We start from the raw sequence: 13,869 nt of genomic DNA, 5'->3' as shown, positions 1-13,869 counted from the left end.
TACTTACCAACGCTTGCCGGACTGGTTGTCCAGCAGTGGCTTGACCCTGGCCGAAATGGCCTCGCGCGCCCGGAAAATACGCGAACGCACAGTGCCGATCGGGCAATTCATGACCTCGGCAATCTCTTCGTAACTCATGCCCTCGATCTCGCGCAACGTCACGGCCTGCCGCAGTTCGGCAGGGAGCGCTTCCATGGCCGCTTCGACAGCGCTGGCGATTTCATTCGCCGCCATGACGGATTCGGGGGTTTCGTCGGTGGTTGGTTCGTTTCCAGGACGGTAAGTTTCATCGTCGTCTTCAGAAGACGGCCTCAGTGCCGCTTCGGAGACAGTCGGATCGCGCTTCATGTCCACCAACGCCTTCTTGGCGGTGTTGACGGCGATCCGGTAGAGCCAGGTGTAGAACTGCGCCTCGCCGCGAAACTGGTGCAGCGCGCGGTAGGCGCGAATGAAGGTTTCCTGGGCGATGTCCTCGACCAGGTCCACGTCGCGCACCATGCGCCCGATCAGGCGTTCGATGCGGCGCTGGTACTTGATGACCAGCAGCTCGAAGGCCTTCTGGTCGCCCGCGACGGTGCGCTGGACGAGCTGGAAATCGACCTCGCCCGGACGCGGCGGCCCTGCGGGCGCCTCGGTCAGGCCGGAATCCGGCGGCACGGGCGGCGGAGAAGTGGTCATCGACGAACGTTCAGGGTGCGTCGGCCGGAGCCGTCGCACGCCAGGTGTCGCCCGCAGGGGCTGCGGACGGGGGGCGCGAATATACCGCACGGCGCACATCGCGCCAGCGTTCGGGCATGGCCCGCTGCTCGACCCAGACCCAGCGCCGCGCGCGGCCCGGTTCGCTCAGGCGAAGCAGCATCAGCGACTGGAAATCGAGCGCCACCAAGGCCCGCGCGGTGTGCACCGAACGCGATGCGTCGGAGCCACCCAGCGACCAGTGGAGGCCGTCGAAATGAAGAACACCGGCGCCATCGCGCCGCAAGCCGAAGCCCGCGGCAACGCCGGAAAACACGACGCTGAGCACCAGCAGCAGCTGGCGCCATCCCACGCTATCGATCAGATAGCAGGACGCGCCTGCGCAGCAAGCGCCCAGAGCCCAAAAGACAACGAGAATCCGGGTGGCACCGCGCGAGCGCCCCACCGGATAGGTCACCGACGGTGCGCTGTGCATGAAAGAGCAATGCTCAAGCGCGCTTGAACACCAGCGTGCCGTTGGTGCCGCCGAAGCCGAAGTTGTTCTTGACCGCGACATCGATCTTCAGATCGCGCGCCTCGTTGGCGCAGTAGTCGAGATCGCACTCCGGATCCTGGTTGAAGATGTTGATGGTCGGCGGGCTCTTCTGCTCGTGCAGCGCCATGACCGTGAACACGGACTCGATGCCGCCCGCGCCGCCCAGCAAATGGCCGGTCATGGACTTCGTCGAATTCACGACCAGCTTCTTCGCGTGATCGCCGAACGCCAGCTTGACCGCATTGGTCTCGTTGAGGTCGCCGATCTGCGTCGAAGTGCCGTGCGCGTTGAGGTACTGGACCTGGTCGGCATTGACGCCGGCATTGGCCAGCGCCATGGCCATCGAGCGGCGGGGGCCGTCGACGTCGGGCGCGGTCATGTGGTACGCGTCGCCCGTCAGGCCGAAGCCCGCGACTTCCGCGTAGATCTTGGCGCCGCGCGCCTTGGCGTGTTCGTATTCCTCGAGCACCAGCACGCCGGCACCCTCGCCCAGCACGAAACCGTCGCGGTCCTTGTCCCAGGGACGCGAAGCCGTGGCGGGATCGTCGTTGCGGGTGCTCAACGCGCGAGGCGCGGTGAAGCCGCCGATACCGAGCGGGGAGATGGTCGATTCGGCGCCGCCGGCGATCATGACGTCGGCGTCGCCGTACTCGATCATGCGAGCAGACGTGCCGATGGCGTGGAGGCCGGTGGTGCAGGCCGTGACGACCGCGATGTTCGGGCCCTTGAAGCCGTACTTGATCGAGACGTGGCCGGAGATCATGTTGATGATCGACGCCGGCACGAAGAACGGCGACACGCGGCGGGGGCCGCGTGCAACCAGTTCGCCGTGCGTCTGTTCGATCATCGGAAGACCGCCGATGCCGGAGCCGATGTTGCAGCCGATGCGCACGGCCTTTTCATAGGACAGCGCTTCGCCGGTCGGCAGTCCGCTGTCCTGCACCGCCTGGATGGCGGCGGCGAGCCCCAGATGAATGAAGCGGTCCATGTGACGCGCTTCTTTCTCCGAGATGTATTGGGTGATGTCGAAACCCTTGACCTCACCGGCGAACTTGCAGGCGAAGGCGCTTGCATCGAACGCGGTGATGTTCGCAATACCCGACTTCCCGGCCAACAGGTTGGCCCAGGATTCGGTTGCGGTGTTTCCGACAGGAGCGATGCAACCGAGTCCGGTCACGACGACGCGGCGTTTGGTCATGCCGGCAAACCTTTCTGGAAGCGCTGAACAGTTGCCTGTCGGCGCGTGCGGTTCGATTAAAAGCCGCCGGCCGCAGTTGCAGTGTTGTCAGCTGGCCTTTTCAGGCCTTTTGATTCTTGGTGGCGTAGTCGACGGCGTTTTGCACCGTGGTGATCTTCTCGGCGTCTTCGTCGGGAATTTCGATGCCGAATTCGTCTTCGAGTGCCATCACGAGTTCGACCGTGTCGAGCGAGTCAGCGCCGAGGTCGGCCACGAAGGCCTTTTCATTCGTCACTTGAGACTCTTCCACGCCGAGTTGCTCGGCGATGATTTTCTTGACACGTGCTTCGATATCGCTCATTTGGTTCCCTCTGAGGGTTGTAGGTAATCGGTGGATTTTAGCCGGGCGCATTGTGGCATTTGCCGTGCACCCGGTACGGGAAAGATTGCGCCTTGCGGCTACATGTGCATGCCGCCGTTGACGTGCAGCTCCTGCCCCGTGACGTAGGACGCCTGGGGCGATGCGAGGTAGGCCACCGCATGCGCGATGTCGGCCGGCTTGCCCAGGTGGCCCAGCGGGATCTGCTGGAGCAGCGCCTGTTGCTGGGCTTCCGGGAGGCTGGCCGTCATGTCGGTCTCGATGAAACCGGGCGCGACGCAGTTGACCGTGATGTTGCGGCTGCCGAGTTCGCGGGCGAGCGCGCGGGTCATGCCCGCGACGCCGGCCTTGGCGGCCGCGTAGTTGGCCTGCCCGGCATTGCCGGAGGCGCCAACCACGCTGGTGATGCTGATGATGCGGCCGTAGCGCTGCTTCATCATGGGGCGGATCACGGCGCGCGAGAGCGTGAAGACGGCCTTGAGGTTGGTGTCGAGCACCGCGTCCCAGTCGCTGTCCTTCATGCGCATGGCGAGCGTGTCGCGCGTGATGCCGGCGTTGTTGACCAGCACGTGGATCGCGCCGTAGGCCTTCACGATCTCGTCGATCAGGGCCTCGACGGCGGCGCCGTCGTTCACGTCCAGCGCGCGGCCGCGACCGTCGAAGGCGCTGAGCGCCGAGGTGATCTTGGCCGCACCGTCATCGGTGGTCCCGGTGCCCACGACCTTCAGGCCGCGCTGCGCCAGCTCCAGCGCGATGGCTGCGCCGATGCCGCGCGTCGCGCCGGTGACCAGGGCAACTTGCCCTTCGAATTTGGGAATGCTCATAAGAAAAAGTATCGAGGCCTTGCCGGTCAGCCGGCGAGCGATTGTCGGGTGTCCGCGAGCGTGGCCGGGTCGTACACCGACGCAGCTTCCAGATCGGGGGCGATGCGCTTCACCATGCCGGCCAGCACCTTGCCGGGGCCGCACTCGATGATGGCGGCGACACCGCGCAGTTTCAAGGCCTGCACGCTCTCGACCCAGCGAACCGGGCCGGCTGCCTGGCGCACCAGGGCATCGCGGATGCGGTCGGCATCGGTTTCCACCGCCACATCGATGTTGTTCAGCACCGGAATCTGCGGGGTGCCGAGCGTGATCGACGCCAGCTTTTCGCGCAGCGCTTGTGCAGCGGGCTTCATGAGGCTCGAGTGGAACGGCGCCGACACCGGCAGCAGCAGCGCGCGCTTGGCGCCATTGGCCTTGAGCAGTTCACAAGCCTTGTCGACGGCAGCCTTGCTGCCGGCAATCACGGTCTGCATCGGGTCGTTGAAATTCACCGCCTCGACGATCTCGGCACTGCCCTCGCCGAAACTGGCTGTGGCTTCCGCGCAGCCAGCAACGACCTTGCCCGACTCCATGCCGAGCACCGCGGCCATGGCGCCGACGCCCACGGGCACCGCCTGTTGCATCGCTTGCGCACGGAAACGCACGAGCGGCGCCGCCTGGGCAAGCGTCAGCACGCCGGAAGCAACCAACGCTGAGTACTCGCCAAGCGAATGACCGGCCACCACGGAGGGAGTGGCGCCGCCTTCGGCGAGCCACGCGCGCCATGCGGCCACGCCCGCCACCAGCATCACGGGCTGGGTGTTGGTGGTCAGGGCCAGTTCTTCCTTGGGGCCGTTCTTGATCAGCGCGCCGACGTCTTCGTCCAGCGCATCCGACGCTTCACGCAAGGTTTCGACCACGGCGGGGTGATCGCCCCAGGCGTCGAGCATGCCGACCGCTTGCGAGCCCTGGCCCGGAAAGACAAAAGCAAAGGATTTCATTTTTGATGTGTCGTCTCGAATGCAGCCGCCCTCTTCGGGCCGCCGCAACACACTACAGGTTCAGGAGCACCGCGCCCCAGGTGAAGCCGCCGCCCACGCCTTCGAGCATGAGCGTTTCGCCTTTCTTCACCTTGCCGGAGCGCACGGCCTCGTCGAGCGCCAACGGAATCGACGCGGCAGACGTGTTGCCGTGTTCGTTCACCGTGACGATCAGCTTCTCGCGCGGAAGCTTCAGCTTCTTCGCCGTGCCTTCCATGATGCGGATGTTCGCCTGGTGAGGAATGAGCCAGTCGATGTCGGCCTCGGTCTTGCCGGCTTTGGCCAGCGTGGCGCGGGCAGCTTCTTCGAGCACGCGAACCGCGAGCTTGAAGACAGCCTGGCCGTCCATGTGCAGCAGCGGCGTGCCGAGCACATTGCCGCCGGAGACATGACCGGGCACGCAAAGAATGCCGACGTGCTTGCCGTCCGCATGCAGGTCGCTCGCCAGGATGCCGGGCTCTTCGCTGGCTTCGAGCACCACCGCGCCCGCGCCGTCACCGAACAGCACGCAGGTGGTGCGATCGCTGAAATCGAGGATGCGGGAGAACACTTCGGCGCCGATCACCAGCGCGCAGCGCGCGGTGCCGGTGCGGATCATGGCGTCGGCCACGGTCAGCGCATAGACGAAGCCGCTGCAAACCGCCTGGACGTCGAACGCCGGGCAGCCGGCGATGCCGAGCTTGTGCTGGAGGATGGCCGCGGACGACGGAAACACCATGTCGGGCGTCGAGGTCGCGACGATGATCAGGTCGACGTCGCTGGCCTTGCGGCCGGCGGATTCGAGCGCATGCCTGGCAGCCTCGAGCCCGAGATCGCTGCTGGTGACTTCCGGCGCGGCGAAATGCCGGGCATGGATGCCGGTGCGCTCGACGATCCATTGATCGGAGGTCTCGATGCCGCGCGTCGCCAATTCCTTGGCGAGGTCGTCGTTGGTCACGCGGCGTGGGGGCAGGTAGCTGCCGGTGCCGGTAATGCGTGAATAAGGAGTCATCAAACGTGAAGGGCCGTCGCGTCGACCGGCGCCGCCGGTTCCTGCCGCGCGAGCAATGGCGCGGCGTGGGCGATGCGGGCCCGCACGCGATCGAGCAGGTTGTTGCGAGCGGCATCATAAGCGCGATCCAACGCATGGCCGAAAGCCACTTCGTCAGCCGAGCCATGGCTTTTGAACACCAAGCCGCGCAAGCCCAAAAGTGCCGCACCGTTGTACCGGCGATGATCCAGACGACTTTTGAAAGCTTTTAGCACCGGATAAGCAACAATTGCTGCAGCCTTGGTGAAAATATTTCTCGAAAATTCGACGCGAATGAATTCGCCGATCATCGAAGCCACACCTTCGCTGGCCTTCAGCGCCACGTTGCCGACGAAACCGTCGCAAACGACGATGTCGGTCGTGCCCTTGAAGATATCGTTGCCTTCCACGTTGCCGTAGAAGTTCAGATCCTTGGAGTTGGCAGCCGTACGCAGCAGTTGACTGGCCTTCTTGATCGTTTCACTGCCCTTGATGGCTTCCTCGCCGATATTGAGCAGGCCGACTGAAGGCGCCTCGTTGCCGGTGAGCGCGGAGACCAAAGCAGACCCCAGCACGGCGAACTGAAGCAGGTCTTCCGCGTCGCAATCGACGTTCGCACCCAGGTCGAGCACGGTCGTGGCGCCGCCTTTGGCATTCGGAAGTTGCGGCGCAATCGCGGGGCGATCGATGCCGTCGAGCGTCTTGAGCAGGTAGCGCGCGATCGCCATCAGGGCGCCGGTATTGCCGGCCGAGATGGCGGCTTGCGCAGCACCATCCTTCACCTGCTGGATCGCCACGCGCATCGAAGAATCCTTCTTCTTGCGCAAGGCGATTTCAATCGGATCGTCCATGCCCACCACCTCGCTCGCGGCGACGACGCGGGCACGTGGATGCGCGGCAAACCCCGCCAGTGCGGCCGGCGCACCGACCAACAACAACGAGGCTTCGCTGTGCCGCTCGAGAAACGCGCGGCAGGCCGCGAGCGTGACACGCGGCCCATGGTCACCCCCCATGCAATCCACGGCGAGCGTGATTGCGGAAGGCGCAGCAGTGATTTCGGGGGAAGAAGGCGTAGCCATCAAAACAAAGGCCCGACGCTACAGCAGAAGTAGCTTCGGGCCTTGGCCTTGGGGTGCGAGATCAGGCTTCAGACTTGTTCTTGAGCACCTGACGGCCACGGTAGAAACCGTTGGGGCTGATGTGGTGACGCAGATGCGTTTCGCCGGTGGTCGGTTCCACGGCGATGCCGGGCACGACCAGCGCATTGTGGGAACGGTGCATGCCGCGCTTGGAAGGCGACTTCTTGTTTTGCTGGACGGCCATGATGGCTCCTGGACTGTGAGGTGAGTGAAAGGATGCGGGCTCACGCGGTGGCAATGCAGGGACATGTATGGAATGCCCTTGCCTGCATTGCTGCTCACGGCGGCGCGCGCGAAGCCCATGATTATAGCCCAGACTCGGAGAAAGAGCTACTCGCCCTCTTTCGAGCCGTCTCCAGGCTTTCGCCCGCGCAACGCCTGGAGCACTGCAAACGGGTTCGGCTTGGCCTGTTCGGCCGCCTTGAAGTCTTCGTCGCTGGACGACAGCTGCACCGGCGTCGGGCAAACGTCGTGAACGGGCGTGACGGGAATCTCCATCAGCAGCTCGTCTTCTATCAATGTATGCAGGTCGAAATCGCGGCTCAGCACGAGCAGGTCTTCTTCGGACTCGTCGTCCTGCGCCTCGGCGGTGGCCTCGTCGGCCACGAAACGGAACCAGCGGTCCACGAAAAGCTCGGTGTCGACAGGCGACAGGCAGCGCTGGCAAACCAGCGGCACGGTGGTTTCGGCCTCCAGGTGCATCCAGGGCACGGGCTTGCCGTCGGCGCCGGGGCGTTCTTCGCCGCTGGCCTCCCAGCTGACGATGGCATCGGTCGCCGGCGTGGCCAGCTCGGCGACCAGGCGGGCGTAATTTGGAACCGGATCGGCGGCTTCCAGGGTGGCGGCAGCGGCGGTAAAGCCGGGCACATTGAGCCGTTCGGGGGCAAATTCTCTCTTCATCCGCGCCAGTCTATCGCGACTGCCCGATCGAGCACCCTGGGACAAGCCCAAGGACACAGCCTGCAACAAGCTTCGGCGCTTGGGCGGCTCACGCACAATCGTCCCCATGCAACGCACCGTGATCCTCGCCTCCACCTCGCGCTACAGGCGCGAACTGCTCACCCGCCTGCGACTGCCCTTCGACGTGCAGTCGCCGGAAGTCGATGAAACCCCACTTCCCGGCGAAACGCCGCACGACCTGGCCGTGCGCCTCGCGCTGGAAAAGGCCAATGCCGTGGCCGCCCGCTTTCCCGAAGCCGTCGTCATCGGCTCCGACCAGGTGGCCGACCTGGCCGGCGAGGCCCTCGGCAAGCCCGGCGACCATGCGCGCGCCACCGCCCAACTGCGCCGCATGCGTGGCCAGACGCTGATCTTCCAGACGGCCGTGGCCGTCGTGTGCCACGCCACCGGCTTCGTGCAGCGCGACATCGCGCCCGTGCGCGTGGTGTTCCGCGACCTGACGGACGATGCCATCGAACACTACCTGCAAGCCGAGCAGCCCTACGACTGCGCCGGCAGCGCCAAGAGCGAAGGCCTCGGCATCGCGCTGCTGAGCGCCATCGACAGCGACGACCCGACCGCACTGGTCGGTCTGCCGCTGATCCGTACCTGCCAGATGCTGCGCGCCGCGGGGGTGAACCTGCTGTGACACAAGCCAAAGGCAAGCTCTACCTCGTTCCCGCGCCGCTCGATTTCGGCTGCGACGTGCAAGCCCCGCTGCAAGACGCCCTGCCCCTGGGCACGCTGCAGACCGCCGCCGGCATCACGCACTGGATCTGCGAGAACGCGAAATCCGCACGCGCCTACCTGAAGCGCGTCGACGCCGTCGCGCCGCTGGCCGCGCCCCTGCAGGCGCAGGCCATCCAGGAACTGCCGCGCGAAGTGCACAAGAAAGGCGACCACGCCGGCCAGTTCGACGCCCGGCCGCTGCTGGCCGCCGCGCTGGAAGGCCACGACATCGGCCTGCTGAGCGAGGCCGGCATGCCGGCAGTGGCCGACCCGGGTTCGTCGGTCGCGCGTGCCGCGCACGACCTGGGCATCGAAGTGGTGCCGCTGACGGGCCCGGTTTCGCTGCTGTTGGCGCTGGCCGCCAGCGGCCTGAACGGCCAGAACTTCGCTTTCGTCGGCTATCTGCCGCAGGACGCCGTGGAGCGCCAGACGCGCATTCGCGAGCTCGAGGCGCTCGCGCTCAAGTCGGGACAAACGCAGCTGTTCATCGAAACGCCCTACCGCAACGCAGCCCTGCTGCAGGCGCTGGTGCAGACCCTGCAGCACAACACCCGCCTCGCCGTGGCCCGGGGCCTGACGCTGTCCAGCGCCCAGGTGCGCAGCGAAACCGTGAAGTCCTGGCGCGCCAAGCCGCAGGCCGCCACGGACGAACGCCTGCCCGCCGTGTTCGCGATCGGCCGCTGAGATGCTGGCCGTTACCGCAAGCACGCGCTGGGCGTCGCGCGCCCAGTTCTTTTCCGCCGGCTTCATCTTCGCGACCTGGGGCGTGCACGTGCCCACCGTCAAGGCGCACTACGGCATCGATGAAGCCCAGCTCGGGTTGGCCATGCTCGCGGCCGGCGCGGGTGCAATGATCGGCCTGACCAGCGCGGGCCGCTGGATCGGCCGACACGGCCCGCGCCGCGTGGCTGGGTTGTGCGGCTGCATCTACGCCTTGCTGCTGGCAGGCCTGATCGCCATGCCGGGTTATGCGGCGCTGCTCGGTTTGCTGGCCGCCTTCGGCCTGGTGACCAGCGTGTTCGACGTGTCGATCAACACCGAGGCCGCGCAGCTCGAACTGCACGGCGGCACTCCGCTGATGAGCGGCATGCACGGCATGTTCAGCCTGGGCGGCATGGCCGGTGCCGCGAGCGGCAGCGCCGCGCTGGCGGCCGGCCTCGGCGCTCAAACCCATCTGCTGATCGTTGCGGCCGCCATGGTGCTGGTCGTGGCGCTTGCCTCGACACGCATGCTGCCCCGGCCCGCCACCAGCGGCGCGAGCGGCGCCGACCACGGCTTCCTGCTGCCGCGCGGCACGCTCGCGGTGCTGGGCGTGCTGGCTGCGCTGGGCCTGATCGCCGAAGGCGCGATCTACGACTGGAGCGTGCTCTATATGCAGCAGGAAATCGGCAGTCCCCAGCAGCAAGCCGCGCTGGCCTACGCCAGTTTCTCGGCGGCCATGGCCGCCGCGCGCTTCGGCGGCGACGCGATGCGCTCGCGCTTCGCCCCCACTTCGTTGCTGCTCGGCAGCGGCCTGCTGGCGGCGGCCGCCATGACGCTGGTGTTGATCACCGACCTGCCCTGGCTGGCGCTGGTCGGCTTCGCGGGCGTGGGCGTGGGGTTTGCGAACGTGGTACCGATCCTGTTCTCGGCATCGGCCAAGGTACCGGGCGTGGAGCCGGCACGTGGCATCGCGTCGGTGTCGGCCTTGGCCTATCTGGGGTTCATGGCAGGCCCGGCGGTCATCGGGCTGCTGGCGCGGGCGACCTCGCTGACCGCCGCGCTCTATGTGGTCGTGGTCTTCGCCGCGGCGCTGGCGGCCTCCGCGCGCTACACCGCCAGCGGCGACAACAAATAAGCGCTCAGCGCAGGGCCGGCGCGGTGTGCATCAGGCGCACCGTGGTCTCGGCCATGGCGGCGCCGAACTTCTTGGCCAGCTTCTCGGCCACGTTGTCGCGCCGCGTGTAGTCAATGACCTCTTCAGCCTTGATGACCTCGCGGGCCACGTAGTCGACATTGCCCAGCTGGTCGGCCAGGCCGTATTCCACGGCCTGCTCACCGCTCCAGAACAGGCCGCTGAACAGGCCCGGGGTGTCCAGCTTCAGGCGATCGCCGCGGCCGGTCTTCACCACGTTGATGAACTGCGCGTGGATCTGGTTCAGCATGGTTTGCGCATGGGCGCGCTGGGCGTCGCTCATCGGGCTGAACGGGTCGAGAAAGCCCTTGTTCTCGCCAGCCGTCAGCAGGCGGCGCTCCACGCCCACCTTTTCCATCACGCCGGTGAAGCCGAAGCCGTCCATCAGCACGCCGATGCTGCCCACGATGCTGGCCTTGTCGACGTAGATCTTGTCGGCGGAAGCGGCGATGTAGTAGGCGGCGGAGGCGCAGGTTTCTTCGACCACCGCGTACACCGGCTTCTTGTACTTGGCCTTCAGGCGCTTGATCTCGTCGTTGATGATGCCGGCCTGCACGGGGCTGCCGCCGGGCGAGTTGATCAGCAAGATGACGCCCTTGGCGCCTTCGTCCTCGAAGGCCGTCTTCATGGCGGCCACCACGAACTCGGCGCTGGCGTCGCCGCCGTTGGCGATTTCGCCCTTGATCTCGACCACCGCCGTGTGGGCCGTGGTCTTGGCTGTGCTGGGTGCGCTGCGCGACAGCGCGAACCAGACGAGAAAGACGAAGAACGCGAGCCAGGAAATGCGCACGAAGGTCTTCCAGCGGCGCGTGGCCTTCTGTTCGTTCAGTGCGGCGAAAGCCAGCTTTTCGAGCGTGGCGCGCTCCCATCCGGGGCGTTGCGTGGGGTCTTGGGCCATGTTTTTGGGGGGTACCGGCTCAAAGGGTTCGAACCCTGCGGGTTCGGTTCGGTTCGGGTCGGTCATGTCAGAAGCTCAGGGGGTGAAGGTTCCAGTCAGTATGCCAGTGCACCACGCCGTCATGCTCGCTCAAGGCGATCTTCACGAGCCCGCCGCGGCAGGGGCCGCCCGCGCATTCGCCGGTGTCGGGCTTGTAGACCGCGCCATGCGTCGCGCACAGCAGCCATTGCCCGGTGTCGTCGAAGAAGCGGTCGGGCTGGAAGTCCATTTCCATCGCGACATGGCTGCAGCGGTTGAGGAACGCATGGGGCAGGCCCTCGAACCGTATCGCGAAGGCGCGGCAGGTTTCACCGCCGTGGACCACGTCGAAGGGCACGGCCAGGCCGCCTTCGACCAGGTCCGCGGCATTGCACAGCGGGATGCGTTCTTCGCTCATGGCAGAGCTCTCTCCGGGGGGGTTAGGCGTTAAGGCGTCGAGGCGTTGTCTTGAAACGCCGTTCAGGCGTTGGCGAGCAGCCAGGCCTCGAGGTCGGCAATGGAATGCGCCACGTGCAGCGGCTTGAATTCGTCGAAGCTCTCGGGTTCGTGCGCGCCGTAGCTCACGCCCACGCTGGCGGCGCCGGCGTTCTGCGCAAGTTGCAGGTCGTGCGTGGTGTCGCCGATCATCAGCGTGCGTTCCGCCGGCACGTCCAGCTCTTCCATCAGCTCCAGCAGCATGCGCGGATGCGGCTTGCCGAAGGTTTCGTCGGCGGTGCGCGAGCCGTCGAAGCGCTCGCGCAGGGCCACCGACTTCAGCGCTTCGTTGAGCCCGCGGCGCGACTTGCCCGTGGCCACGGCCAGCTTGTGGCCGCGCGCGCGCAAGGCATCGAGCATCTGCAGCACGCCGTCGAACAGCACCAGGTCGTCCTGGTGCTGCAGGTAGTGATACCGGTAGCGCGCGCCGAGCTCGGGGTATTTTTCCTTCGGCACATCGGGCGCCGCGCGGGCCAGCGCCTCGGCCAGGCCCAGGCCGATGACCCAGGCGGCGTCGTTCTCGCTCGGCTTGGCGCCGCCGACGTCGACCACCGCGGCCTGGATGCAGCGCACGATCAAGCGCGTGGAGTCGTAGAGCGTCCCGTCCCAGTCGAAGGCGATCAGGTCGAAATTGAGGGGTCTGGAAGAGTCAGTCATGGGACGTCGGAGTGGGGTGTTGGGCCATGGCCTCGAGGGCCGCGCTCGGCATCAGCACGTGCAGTTCGGGCGGCAGTTCGGCCTGCAACGCCACGCGCTCGCCGCTGGCCGGGTGGTTGAATTGCAGCCGCCACGCGTGCAGGAACATGCGCTTGAGGCCGAGTTTCTGCAGCGCGCGCTGGCGATCGGACTCGCCGTACTTGTCGTCGCCGGCAATCGGATGGCCGGCCGAAGCCAGGTGAACGCGGATCTGGTGCGTGCGGCCGGTCTTGATGGTCACCGCCAGCAAGGACAGCGGCGCGGCATCACCGGGCAGCGTCAGCTTGGCCAGCACCCGCACCAGCGTGACGGCCCGCATGGCGTCCGGATGGTCCTTGGGAACCACGCGCACGCGGCGTTCGCCGGCGCCGGCCGAGCCGTCGGGCAGCAGGAACTTGGCGAGCGGCGCGTCGAGCACCTTCTTGTTGGCGGGCCAGGCGCCCTCGACCAGCGCCAGGTAGGTCTTGCCGGTCTCGCGCTCGCGGAACTGGTCTTGCAGCGCAACCAGCGCGCTGCGCTTCTTGGCGACCAGCAGGATGCCGGAGGTTTCGCGGTCCAGCCGGTGCACCAGCTCCAGAAACCTGGCGCCCGGGCGCGCCGTGCGCAGCTGCTCGATCACGCCGAAACTCACGCCGCTGCCGCCATGGACGGCCACGCCGGCCGGCTTGTCGATGGCCAGCACGGCGTCGTCTTCGAGCAGCACAGGAAATTCACGCGCGGGCGCGGGTGGGGTGGCGCCCTCTTCCGCGCGCGCCGAGATGCGAATCGGCGGCAGCCGCAGCACGTCGCCGGCCTCGATGCGGGTCTCGGCCTGCACGCGCCCCTTGTTGATGCGCACTTCGCCCGACCGGATGATCCGGTAGACGTGCGTCTTCGGCACGCCTTTCAGGTGGCGGAACAGGAAGTTGTCGAGCCGCTGTCCGGCGGATTCGGCGTCGACCGTCAGGAATTTGATGGCCGAAGGCGGCGCCCCGGTGTCGTCCGCGGCTTTTGGGCCTGAGGGATTTGGAGCAGCCGCGGGGGCTTGCTTCGCACCTATAATGTTTTTCACCAGCGCGGTCATGTAAGTGCTTGATTAGACAGAAGTTTAGTCCACTGCCATCAAATACCCAGGACCACGCTGTGAGGTCGATGCCGCTTTGGCGCCCAGCTGCAAACCCCGCGCAATTGCGCAAAGTGGCAGAGCAGGCGCCTAAGTCAAGCCGACACCCACGAAACACCGATACGGAATACCCAGCCTGCAGCTGATCAAGCTGCAGGCGGATCGAAGCGAGTCCCTTGTTGTGTTGATGCTGCTGATTCAACTTTGCCTGCGCTGGCCCACCTGGTTTCGACCAGCGGCCTCAGGCATTGAACTATCGGTAGCGCGCGCCACCCTTGCGCAACCGGTTATCAAAAAGATAGCCACTCAACACCGAATCT

The 13,869-nt window shown here is 66.2% G+C and carries 17 protein-coding genes; 3 read left to right on the top strand and 14 right to left on the bottom strand.

From position 1 onward, the window contains the following. Positions 1 to 3: 3 nt before the first annotated feature. The 10 genes from rpoE to AB6807_RS33705 all read right to left on the bottom strand — a co-directional run bounded on the left by rpoE (position 4) and on the right by AB6807_RS33705 (position 7,678). A complete protein-coding gene (rpoE, locus tag AB6807_RS33750; protein ID WP_286512961.1) occupies positions 4 to 678 on the bottom strand; it encodes an RNA polymerase sigma factor RpoE in 675 nt (224 codons plus the stop codon). Positions 679 to 688: 10 nt separating this feature from the next. Beyond that, positions 689 to 1,171 (bottom strand): hypothetical protein, encoded by a 483-nt coding sequence (locus tag AB6807_RS33745; protein WP_371087970.1) that lies wholly within the window; start codon positions 1,169 to 1,171, stop codon positions 689 to 691. 13 nt (positions 1,172 to 1,184) lie between these two features. Then, positions 1,185 to 2,429: a beta-ketoacyl-ACP synthase II gene (gene fabF / locus AB6807_RS33740; protein WP_116908273.1), complete on the bottom strand. Its 1,245-nt coding sequence runs from the start codon at positions 2,427 to 2,429 to the stop codon at positions 1,185 to 1,187. A gap of 100 nt (positions 2,430 to 2,529) precedes the next feature. Beyond that, positions 2,530 to 2,769: an acyl carrier protein gene (acpP, locus tag AB6807_RS33735; protein WP_007830471.1), complete on the bottom strand. Its 240-nt coding sequence runs from the start codon at positions 2,767 to 2,769 to the stop codon at positions 2,530 to 2,532. A gap of 98 nt (positions 2,770 to 2,867) precedes the next feature. Then, a complete protein-coding gene (fabG, locus tag AB6807_RS33730; RefSeq protein ID WP_116908274.1) occupies positions 2,868 to 3,611 on the bottom strand; it encodes a 3-oxoacyl-ACP reductase FabG in 744 nt (247 codons plus the stop codon). 26 nt (positions 3,612 to 3,637) lie between these two features. Then, the gene (gene fabD, locus AB6807_RS33725; protein WP_371087985.1) at positions 3,638 to 4,591 is read right to left on the bottom strand and encodes an ACP S-malonyltransferase; all 954 of its coding nucleotides are present in this window, start codon (positions 4,589 to 4,591) and stop codon (positions 3,638 to 3,640) included. A 52-nt stretch (positions 4,592 to 4,643) separates the two neighbouring features. Beyond that, on the bottom strand, positions 4,644 to 5,621 hold the full coding sequence (locus tag AB6807_RS33720; RefSeq protein WP_371087969.1) for a beta-ketoacyl-ACP synthase III: 978 nt from the start codon (positions 5,619 to 5,621) through the stop codon (positions 4,644 to 4,646). Beyond that, positions 5,621 to 6,718: a phosphate acyltransferase PlsX gene (plsX, locus tag AB6807_RS33715; protein WP_371087968.1), complete on the bottom strand. Its 1,098-nt coding sequence runs from the start codon at positions 6,716 to 6,718 to the stop codon at positions 5,621 to 5,623. Before plsX ends, AB6807_RS33720 begins: the two co-directional genes overlap by 1 nt. 61 nt (positions 6,719 to 6,779) lie before the next feature. Beyond that, positions 6,780 to 6,962 carry a 50S ribosomal protein L32 gene (gene rpmF, locus AB6807_RS33710; protein WP_007830466.1) on the bottom strand — a complete coding sequence of 61 codons (183 nt, stop codon included), beginning with the start codon at positions 6,960 to 6,962 and terminating at the stop codon, positions 6,780 to 6,782. Between the two features lie 146 nt (positions 6,963 to 7,108). Further along, a complete protein-coding gene (locus AB6807_RS33705; protein WP_116908278.1) occupies positions 7,109 to 7,678 on the bottom strand; it encodes a DUF177 domain-containing protein in 570 nt (189 codons plus the stop codon). Between the two features lie 106 nt (positions 7,679 to 7,784). Between AB6807_RS33705 and AB6807_RS33700 the strand changes: the two genes are divergently transcribed. From AB6807_RS33700 to AB6807_RS33690, 3 genes are read left to right on the top strand one after another with little or no spacing between them, the layout of a single operon-like run. Then, complete coding sequence (locus AB6807_RS33700) at positions 7,785 to 8,366, top strand: nucleoside triphosphate pyrophosphatase (protein ID WP_371087967.1); 582 nt, start codon at positions 7,785 to 7,787, stop codon at positions 8,364 to 8,366. Then, entirely contained in the window at positions 8,363 to 9,130 is a 768-nt protein-coding gene (locus AB6807_RS33695; protein WP_371087966.1) for an SAM-dependent methyltransferase, read from the top strand. The genes AB6807_RS33700 and AB6807_RS33695 overlap by 4 nt, the downstream gene beginning before the upstream one ends. Position 9,131: 1 nt before the next feature. Beyond that, complete coding sequence (locus AB6807_RS33690; RefSeq protein WP_371087965.1) at positions 9,132 to 10,283, top strand: MFS transporter; 1,152 nt, start codon at positions 9,132 to 9,134, stop codon at positions 10,281 to 10,283. Between the two features lie 4 nt (positions 10,284 to 10,287). On the opposite strand, the gene AB6807_RS33685 is transcribed toward AB6807_RS33690, so the two are convergent. The 4 genes from AB6807_RS33685 to AB6807_RS33670 all read right to left on the bottom strand — a co-directional run bounded on the left by AB6807_RS33685 (position 10,288) and on the right by AB6807_RS33670 (position 13,498). Beyond that, complete coding sequence (locus tag AB6807_RS33685) at positions 10,288 to 11,304, bottom strand: S49 family peptidase (RefSeq protein WP_116908282.1); 1,017 nt, start codon at positions 11,302 to 11,304, stop codon at positions 10,288 to 10,290. Between the two features lies 1 nt (position 11,305). Continuing rightward, entirely contained in the window at positions 11,306 to 11,674 is a 369-nt protein-coding gene (locus tag AB6807_RS33680; RefSeq protein ID WP_371087964.1) for a Rieske (2Fe-2S) protein, read from the bottom strand. Positions 11,675 to 11,736: 62 nt separating this feature from the next. Further along, the gene (locus AB6807_RS33675) at positions 11,737 to 12,408 is read right to left on the bottom strand and encodes an HAD family hydrolase (RefSeq protein ID WP_116908284.1); all 672 of its coding nucleotides are present in this window, start codon (positions 12,406 to 12,408) and stop codon (positions 11,737 to 11,739) included. Next, a complete protein-coding gene (locus AB6807_RS33670) occupies positions 12,401 to 13,498 on the bottom strand; it encodes an RluA family pseudouridine synthase (protein WP_371087963.1) in 1,098 nt (365 codons plus the stop codon). The genes AB6807_RS33675 and AB6807_RS33670 overlap by 8 nt, the downstream gene beginning before the upstream one ends. Positions 13,499 to 13,869: the final 371 nt, after the last annotated feature.

The organism is Variovorax sp. RCC_210, from assembly GCF_041355175.1.
GTDB lineage: Bacteria > Pseudomonadota > Gammaproteobacteria > Burkholderiales > Burkholderiaceae_C > Variovorax.
This window is presented reverse-complemented; position numbering and strand designations above follow the sequence as displayed.